10 protein-coding genes are annotated in these 7322 nt (G+C 65.4%); 5 read left to right on the top strand and 5 right to left on the bottom strand.

Translation table 11 applies throughout. The annotated features are described in order from the left end of the window. From AC1DU6_RS14890 to AC1DU6_RS14880, 3 genes are all read right to left on the bottom strand, one after another. A partial coding sequence (locus AC1DU6_RS14890; RefSeq protein WP_477857995.1) for a nuclear transport factor 2 family protein occupies positions 1–432 on the bottom strand: 432 nt, incomplete at its 3' end. A gap of 170 nt (positions 433–602) precedes the next feature. Then, on the bottom strand, positions 603–995 hold the full coding sequence (locus tag AC1DU6_RS14885) for a putative quinol monooxygenase (protein ID WP_477857993.1): 393 nt from the start codon (positions 993–995) through the stop codon (positions 603–605). Between the two features lie 205 nt (positions 996–1200). Then, positions 1201–2109 (bottom strand): LysR family transcriptional regulator, encoded by a 909-nt coding sequence (locus AC1DU6_RS14880; RefSeq protein ID WP_477857991.1) that lies wholly within the window; start codon positions 2107–2109, stop codon positions 1201–1203. 134 nt (positions 2110–2243) lie between these two features. Between AC1DU6_RS14880 and AC1DU6_RS14875 the strand changes: the two genes are divergently transcribed. From AC1DU6_RS14875 to AC1DU6_RS14860, 4 genes are read left to right on the top strand one after another with little or no spacing between them, the layout of a single operon-like run. Then, positions 2244–2543: a YciI family protein gene (locus AC1DU6_RS14875; RefSeq protein WP_457324435.1), complete on the top strand. Its 300-nt coding sequence runs from the start codon at positions 2244–2246 to the stop codon at positions 2541–2543. A 6-nt stretch (positions 2544–2549) separates the two neighbouring features. Next, positions 2550–3461 carry an alpha/beta hydrolase gene (locus AC1DU6_RS14870; RefSeq protein ID WP_457324434.1) on the top strand — a complete coding sequence of 304 codons (912 nt, stop codon included), beginning with the start codon at positions 2550–2552 and terminating at the stop codon, positions 3459–3461. Positions 3462–3476: 15 nt separating this feature from the next. Next, positions 3477–4172 (top strand): type 1 glutamine amidotransferase domain-containing protein, encoded by a 696-nt coding sequence (locus tag AC1DU6_RS14865; RefSeq protein WP_457324433.1) that lies wholly within the window; start codon positions 3477–3479, stop codon positions 4170–4172. A 19-nt stretch (positions 4173–4191) separates the two neighbouring features. Then, on the top strand, positions 4192–5229 hold the full coding sequence (locus AC1DU6_RS14860) for an amidohydrolase family protein (protein WP_477857988.1): 1038 nt from the start codon (positions 4192–4194) through the stop codon (positions 5227–5229). A gap of 97 nt (positions 5230–5326) precedes the next feature. Here AC1DU6_RS14860 and AC1DU6_RS14855 read toward each other — a convergent pair whose 3' ends face one another. Further along, positions 5327–6271, bottom strand: coding sequence for a LysR family transcriptional regulator (locus AC1DU6_RS14855; protein ID WP_056198794.1), 945 nt, complete (start codon positions 6269–6271; stop codon positions 5327–5329). Positions 6272–6374: 103 nt separating this feature from the next. On the opposite strand from AC1DU6_RS14855, the gene AC1DU6_RS14850 reads away from it, so the two are divergent. Then, entirely contained in the window at positions 6375–6749 is a 375-nt protein-coding gene (locus tag AC1DU6_RS14850) for a nuclear transport factor 2 family protein (RefSeq protein ID WP_056198791.1), read from the top strand. A gap of 14 nt (positions 6750–6763) precedes the next feature. On the opposite strand, the gene AC1DU6_RS14845 is transcribed toward AC1DU6_RS14850, so the two are convergent. Then, on the bottom strand, positions 6764–7189 hold the full coding sequence (locus AC1DU6_RS14845; protein ID WP_056198788.1) for a PH domain-containing protein: 426 nt from the start codon (positions 7187–7189) through the stop codon (positions 6764–6766). Between the last annotated feature and the right edge of the window lie 133 nt (positions 7190–7322).

Raw genomic sequence — 7322 nt, 5'->3', positions numbered from 1 at the left:
CCACAGCATGGTGAACTCGGCGCGGCCCTCGCAGGGATGCGTCGTGCCGCCCGGCTTGTAGTGGCAGAAGCGATGCTCGCCGCGGGCCAGCGCACCGAAGCCCTTGATCGGCCACACCTTCAGCGTGCCCGGCACCAGTTCGCGCTGGAACTTGCCGCAGACATGGGCCCGGGTCTGCGCGATCATCACGTCGCGCGTCCACGTGACGCCGCCGAGGTCGTGATAGAACTCCACGGCAGGGTCGAAGAAGCTCGCGTATTTGTCGAGCTGGCCGGGTGCCTCGCAATGGTTGAAGGCCTCAAAGGCCGCGGTGTCGAGCACGGCGATCGTGGCGCTGAGATCGGCCTCGGCCGGCGAGGGCTCCGCCGCGTGGGCGGCCATGGCGACGCCAGCGAGCGCGCAAGCGAGAAAGCGGTGGCGTAGAGAGTTCATCGGTCTGCCTTGGGACGCGTGAAGAAGGCCGCATCCTCGCGATGGCCTGCCGGCTCCGCCATCATGCTGCGACAGTCGGTGGCAGGGCGCCGACAGGCCGTCGATGGGGCACGACGAAACGTGCCGTGCAACGCTCCATCCGTTCGGCAGCGCCACCAACGCGCTTCGCGCTATGGCTTGGCTCCGAGCACAACCGGCACCGTRTCGATCAGGCGGCGAGACACCACCATGGGCGAGGTCGATTCAAAGAACTTTCTGAAGTGCGCGGTCTGGATGTGCTGTGCGTAAGCTTCTTCGTCTGCATAGATCTCGAAGACGCGTATGTGGTTCGGCCGGTCCCGTTCGGCCACGGCGTAGAGGGCCAGAACTTTCGGCTCGGTCCGCACTGCGGCTTCGACGCCCTCCGCGATGGCTGCCTTGAAAGCCTCGAGTTGCGCCGGATCAATCTCAAGCTCGGCGATTCTGATGAAGGGCATCTTCGACTCCACGGCGTTTGCGACGCTCGAAAGGACCAGCATGGAAAGTGTCGATGCGACGGCAATCGCGGCGGCGCGCGTGCTCATGAGTGACGGCTTGCGATTCCACACGGCGTCCATCCCTTCTGTCGGCGTTCTGCCTGCGCGTTCAGCGCTCGGAACTCATGTCAGCGGGCGGCCCTCAGCGGACTGAAATCGTAGGTGGCCACCCGCGATGCCATTGGAGAAGGAAAGTCGCGGCTGATGCGCCGCCACTTCTACAAGGTCTGGGTCTTCAAACGCTCAAGCGGCACTAGCCTTCGACGGCGCCCGGAAGCCTGGACACCAGCGTGTCGATCGCCAGGCGCAGACGCAAGGGCATGTGCTGGCTGACCGGCCAAAGCGCATGGCATTCAACCGACGCATGCGGGCGCTCCTCGAAGAGCGCGACGAGGCGACCGCCTTGCAGACTGTCCCGAACGAGCCAATGCGGCAGCCATGCGATGCCGAGCCCGGCCGCAGCCGCGTCGGCGACGACGGCAAGGTCATCAAAACGGAAACGGGAACTCAAGGTGACCTCAATCAGCTTGCCTTCGACGTCCGGCAGGGTCCAGGGCTGCACGTAGTCGGCCCGCCAGTACAGCAGGGCGTCATGCCCTTCGAACGACTGGGTGTCGGCGGGATGGCCGCGCGTCGCGAGGTAGTGCGGCGAGGCGCACAACACCTTTCTCTGGCTGCTCAGCCGGCGGCTGCGAAGCTGCCCCGTCGCCGGCCCCAACTTGCCGTTGCGGATCGCGAGGTCGATGCGCTCGGCAACGATGTCCGTCGGGCGGTCACTGAAGCACAGGTCGAGTTCCAGCTTCGGGTGTTCGCGCGCGAGTTCCAGCAGGATGGGTGCCACGCAAAGCCGACCGAACAGCACGGGCATCGCGACGCGCAGCCGCCCGCTGACCTCGTGCCGGCCGGATTCAAGCAGCGCCTCCGCTTCGCGGAGCTCATCCATGGCGCGAACGCAGCGCTCGTAATAGATCTGGCCGTCTTCGGTCAGGCTCAGCGCCCGCGTCGTGCGGTGAAAGAGCCGCACGCCCAGCCGGGTTTCGAGCCGTGCAATGGCCTTGGCGACAGCGGAACGCGTCAACGCCAGCCGCTCTGCGGCGCGCGCAAAGCCACCGGCATCCACCGTTTCCACAAAAACCKCCACGCCGTCGAGTCTGTCCAGCATCGTTCTATTGTCGAATTTTCGGAATCATAACCAAGACGTCAATGCGCCACTGGCGAATTAATGGAAACCGTAGCATGCCGCGAGCGCCCCGCCACGGGGACCGGCCTGATCCGTTCTTCTACAAAAGACCACTCATGAAACTGCTTTGCCTCGACATCCCCCAGCCCGGCGCCACGCTGGAACAGTACCAACCGCACCTGCAGGACGAAGCCCGCCACGGCTGGCAGCTCTACAAGAGCGGCATCGTCCGTGACATCTATTTCCGCCAGGACCGCCCGGGCGTCGCCATCCTCGCCGAGGCCGAGTCCGTGGAAGCCGCCAGGAAGGCCCTGGCCGAGTTCCCGCTGGCCAAGGCCGGCCTCATCGGCTGGGACGTCATTCCGCTGGGCCCCTTCCTGAACTGGGAAATGCTTTTCGCCGCCGGCAACGCCTGATTCCTCATGCTCCAAGCCGTCTCGTTTGCGAATCGAGCGATCCAGCTCTCAGGGCACCTTCACCTGCCGGACGACTTCCGGGAAGACAGGCAATACCCCGCCCTCGTCGGCATTCACCCCGCCGGCGGCGTGAAGGAACAGACGATAGGCCTGTATGCCAAGCGGCTGGCAGCACATGGCTTCGTCGTTGTCGTCTTCGACGCCTCCTACCAGGGCGCGAGCGGCGGCGAGCCCCGCCTGCTGGAGGACCCGTCGGCGCGCGTGGAAGATGCCCGTGCGGCTGCCGACTTTCTCTCGACGCTTCCCTACGTCGACGTGGAGCGCATGGGGGTCTTCGGTGTTTGCGCCGGCGGCGGATACGCGCTCGCCGTTGCCCAGTCGGAGCGCCGCTTCAAGGCGGTGGGCGTGGTCAGCGCCACGCCGATGGGCGAGGCAGCCAGGACCATTGTTGGCAACCCCATCCCTGTTGTTGCCTTGATAGGAACACTGCAAGCGGCGGCGCAGCAACGCACGGCCGAAGCCAGGGGTGCAGAGCCCCTCTACGCGCCGTTCGTTCCCGAACGGCTGGAAGACATCGACGACAACACGCCGACCTTTCTTCGCGAAGCCTACGACTACTACCGCACACCGCGGGGCCAGCACCCCAACTCCAAGGGCCGCTTCCTGATGACCAGCCTCGACAAGATGCTGGCCTTCACGGTCTTCCACCTGATTCCGGACCTGCTGACCCAGCCGCTGCTGCTGATCGCCGGGAGCATCGCCGACACCAAGGTCTACAGCGAGCAAGCGTTGGCGCTGTCGAAAGGCCCGAAAGAGCTGTTCGTCATCGAAGGCGCCACCCACGTCGCGCTCTACGACCGGCCTGAGTACGTGGATCAGGCGATTGCCAAGCTCGTCCCCTTCTTCAGCAACCTGTGATTACAGCCATCGCCCATGACCCGACAAGCTTCTGAACTCAAGCCCATCCTCTTCGTCGTCACCAGCAACCCGGTCAAGGGGGCGACAGGCATCCCCACCGGCTTCAACCTGGCGGAGGTCACCCACCCGCTGGAGAAGCTGCAGCAAGCCGGCATCCGCGTCGAGATCGCCTCCATCCAGGGCGGCGCCGCGCCGCTCGACGGGCTGGAGGACATGAAGGACCCGGTGGTCGCCCGCTATTGGGCGGATGCCGATTTCCGCCACGCCATTGCCAACACGCTGCGCATCGATGACGCCGACCCTGCGCGCTACTCGGCGGTCATGTTCGCGGGCGGCCACGGCACGATGTGGGACTTCCCCGACAGCGCCGGCGCGCAGAAGCTCATCCGCGAGATCGACGCGGCGGGCGGCATCGTCAGCGCCGTGTGCCACGGCCCGGCGGCCCTGGTCAATGCACGCCGTGCCGACGGCAGCCTGCTGGTGGCGGGCAAGCGCGTGGCGGCCTTCACCGATAGCGAGGAAGAGGAAGTCCAGTCCACCCACGTCGTGCCCTTCCTGCTGGCCTCCACGCTCAACGAGCGCGGCGCGTTGCATCAGGACTCACCCAATTGGTCCAACAAGGTGGAGGTTGATGGCCGGTTGATCACGGGCCAGAACCCGCAGTCCGCCGCCAGCCTCGGCGAAGCGCTGCGCGACGCGCTGCTGGCGTGATCGGCGGCCGGGGCGCGACATGAAGCTGATCTGCGTCGAAGAGCACGTGCTGGATGCTGCCATCGGTGCGGCGTCGCAAAGCCTCGTGCGTGCCGAGGCGCCGTATCTCGCCGATTGGGGCAGCCGCGTCATCGACGGCCAACAGGTGGCCGCGCCCGGCCGCCCGCATGTCGTCGCGCCCAGCGAGTCGGCGCGCAAGGCGCTGGACATGGGCGCGGCCCGCCTGGTCGACATGGACGCGGCAGGCATCGCCATGCAAGTCCTCTCCTACGGCGGCTTTCCCCAGCTGCTGCCGGCCGCCCAGGCCATAGCCCTGAACCGCGCTGCCAACGACAAGCTGGCCGCGGCCGCGCAAGCCCATCCCTCGCGATTCGCCGGGTTTGCCACGCTGCCCTGGCAGGCGCCCGAGGCCGCCGCGCGTGAGCTGGAGCGGGCCGTGAAGGAGCTGGGCCTCAAGGGTGCGCTCATCAACGGGCGCCCCGGCGAGACCTTCCTGGACGACCCGCGCTACGCCCCCGTGCTGGCTGCGTTCGACGAGCTGAACGTGCCGCTGTACGTTCACCCCGGCCTGCCGCTGCCGGCCGTGCAGGCGCCGTACTACGGTGGCTTCGAGCGCGAACTCAGCGCACGCCTGTCGATGTTCGCCTGGGGTTGGCACAACGAGGCCGGCATCCAGGTCGTGCGCATGCTGCTCGCCGGGGTGTTCGACCGCTACCCCCGCTTGCAGGTCATCAGCGGCCACTGGGGCGAGATGGTGCCCTTCTTCCTGCAGAGGCTGGAGGACTCCATTCCCCAGCAGGCGTCAGGCCTGAAGCGCCCCATCGCGCGGACCTACCGCGAGCACGTCTACGTGTCGCCCAGCGGCATGCTCACCTTGCCGCACTTCCAGTTCATCCATGCGCTGATGGGTGCGGAGCGCATCCTGTACTCCATCGACTACCCCTACCAAAGCCTGGACGGCGCGCGCGGCTTCATCGAGGGCCTGCCCGTCAGCGACGCGGACAAGGCCCTGATCGCCCATGGCAACGCCGAGCGCCTGCTTGGCCTGGAGAGCTAGGCCCAGGACAGTCGAACAAGCGCACGAATCGGCGCGGGGCTCGAAGAGATGGACTGCGTGGTGTCGCGATAGGAGCTGATGGCGCCGATCGACCCATTCATGGCCGAAGGTCGACTTGGCCGGCCGGCTGAAGCACCGGCATCATGCCCACAACAAAGTCGATGAAGGCTCTGACCTTGGCCGGAACGTGGGTCCGGCTGGGGTAGTAGACATAGAGGGGAAATGTCTCGTCAGCCCAGTCCGGCAAGACGGGCTCCAGCGTGCCCGCTCGCAGATGCGAATCGACCCCGAGGTCGATCACCTGGGCGATCCCGTGGCCCGCGAGACAGGCCCCAATCTTGATTCCGGCGTCCGTGACCGTCAGGTTGCCGCGAACGGCCACCTTCACTTTCTCATCGCCACGCCAGAACTCCCACTCGAAGGGCCTGCCGGTGGCGGGATCGATGGCGACGATGCACTCATGATCGTCGCCCACCAGATCCTGCGGCGACCTGGGTCGACCGCGGCGCGCCAGATAGGACGGCGCGGCAACGGTCAGAACGCGCGGGCTGTAGAGCCTGCGGCAGACCAGGGTCGAGATGGATGGAGGCCCAAACCTGACGGCGAGATCAAATCCGTCGCTCACCAGGTCCGAGAGACCGTTCTTGGTCTCCAACCTCAGTTGAAGAGACGGGTGGGCCTTTAGAAACTGCGCCAGCTCCGGCGCCAACACGAGGCCGGCAAACCGGGCATCGCAGGCGACGCGCAGCGTGCCGTTGACGGCCGAGGCCTGGTCAGAGGCGGCGGCCGTCGCATCCTCTATCCCCTGCAGCAGGGGCAGCACCTTGGAGAGCAACGCATGCCCGGCATCCGTCACTTCAACGTGTCGGCTTGTGCGATGCACGAGCTTGGCGCTGAGACGGTCCTCCAAGCGCTGGATCGAGCGGCTCACCGCGGGCTGCGTCTTGCCCAGCCGAGAGGCGGCACGACCGAAGCTCTTCGATTCGGCGACCGCATTCAGCGCCAGCAGGCCGATGACAAGCGCTCCATCAAGGTCATCCATGGTCGATGTGTTCTGGTAATGGCAGCGATAACCAGTTCGCTGTAGCCGGGCGCGGAAGGATTCCTCACTATACGAATCGTTCGCCCATTGATGAAAGCCAGCGATGACCCAGACCCAAGCCGTAGCCACTCTGATCGAGGACTATTTCAATCTGGCCTATGAGCCGAAGAGCCGTGACTTCAACAAGGTCTTCCACCCGAACTGCTTTGTGCAGTGGCTTGACGGGGGGCGGTTGAACATGCTGTCCTCACAGGACTATGCGGCGCTCATCCATGGAAGGCCGAGCCCCCAGTCGACGGGTGCGCCGAGGGACGAAGCAATCCTCTCGGTCGAGCACATCTCGGACAGCCTTTCAACAGCGAACGTGAGGGTGCGGATCGGCCAGAAGCTGTTCAACGACCACTTCGTCCTGCACAAGGTGGAGGGCAGCTGGCTGATCACGGTCAAGGCATCCTTTGTGGCGGGCACCTTCGACTGAAGCGTCTCTTGACGCTATGCCTGGCTGCTCTGTGCCGAGTCCTGGGCCTCGACGAAGGCGCGGCGGAATACAAGTGGCTCTGCGATGCCGTCGATGGGCGCATGGGATGCGCCGGTGCCCGCAATGACGAGGGTGCCAAAGTTGAGCATTCGGCCCATGAGGGACTGATTGACCTGAATGCTCTCCACCTTGTTGATGTTGATCTCGATCGTGTGGCGGCGGATGAATCCGTGTTTGACGATCACTCTCTTGGTGGTCACGGCCAGCTCGGTTGACCTGATGCGAACGTAGGCGGCCACCCAAAGGATGAGCCCAAGGCCAAAGGCGGGCAGCAAGAGCAGGCCGAACAACAGCAAGTGCCAAACCGACCAGAGGCTGGTGCGCCCCAGATGGACGACTCGCTCGCCGGGCACGAGAACCTGATCGACGTAACGTGACATGGCGAGATCCGTTGAGTTGGCATCGCGGATTGGACGCGAGTCCTGCCGATTGACGCAAGGAGGCATTCGGTAAGTTCGCGCACTTGCCGAGGCGCCGGCCTTCCAGCAACCTCTTGGCACTCGACACTAAGCC

The sequence above is a fragment of the Roseateles sp. P5_B10 genome, assembly GCF_056400485.1.
This window is presented reverse-complemented; position numbering and strand designations above follow the sequence as displayed.

Bases quoted from the DNA above. Each gene is read 5' to 3' on its own strand.
- AC1DU6_RS14875 (WP_457324435.1), top strand. From the start codon at position 2,244: ATGAAACTGCTTTGCCTCGACATCCCCCAGCCCGGCGCCACGCTGGAA.
- AC1DU6_RS14870 (WP_457324434.1), top strand. From the start codon at position 2,550: ATGCTCCAAGCCGTCTCGTTTGCGAATCGAGCGATCCAGCTCTCAGGG.
- AC1DU6_RS14865 (WP_457324433.1), top strand. From the start codon at position 3,477: ATGACCCGACAAGCTTCTGAACTCAAGCCCATCCTCTTCGTCGTCACC.
- AC1DU6_RS14860 (WP_477857988.1), top strand. From the start codon at position 4,192: ATGAAGCTGATCTGCGTCGAAGAGCACGTGCTGGATGCTGCCATCGGT.
- AC1DU6_RS14855 (WP_056198794.1), bottom strand. From the start codon at position 6,271: ATGGATGACCTTGATGGAGCGCTTGTCATCGGCCTGCTGGCGCTGAAT.
- AC1DU6_RS14850 (WP_056198791.1), top strand. From the start codon at position 6,375: ATGACCCAGACCCAAGCCGTAGCCACTCTGATCGAGGACTATTTCAAT.
- AC1DU6_RS14845 (WP_056198788.1), bottom strand. From the start codon at position 7,189: ATGTCACGTTACGTCGATCAGGTTCTCGTGCCCGGCGAGCGAGTCGTC.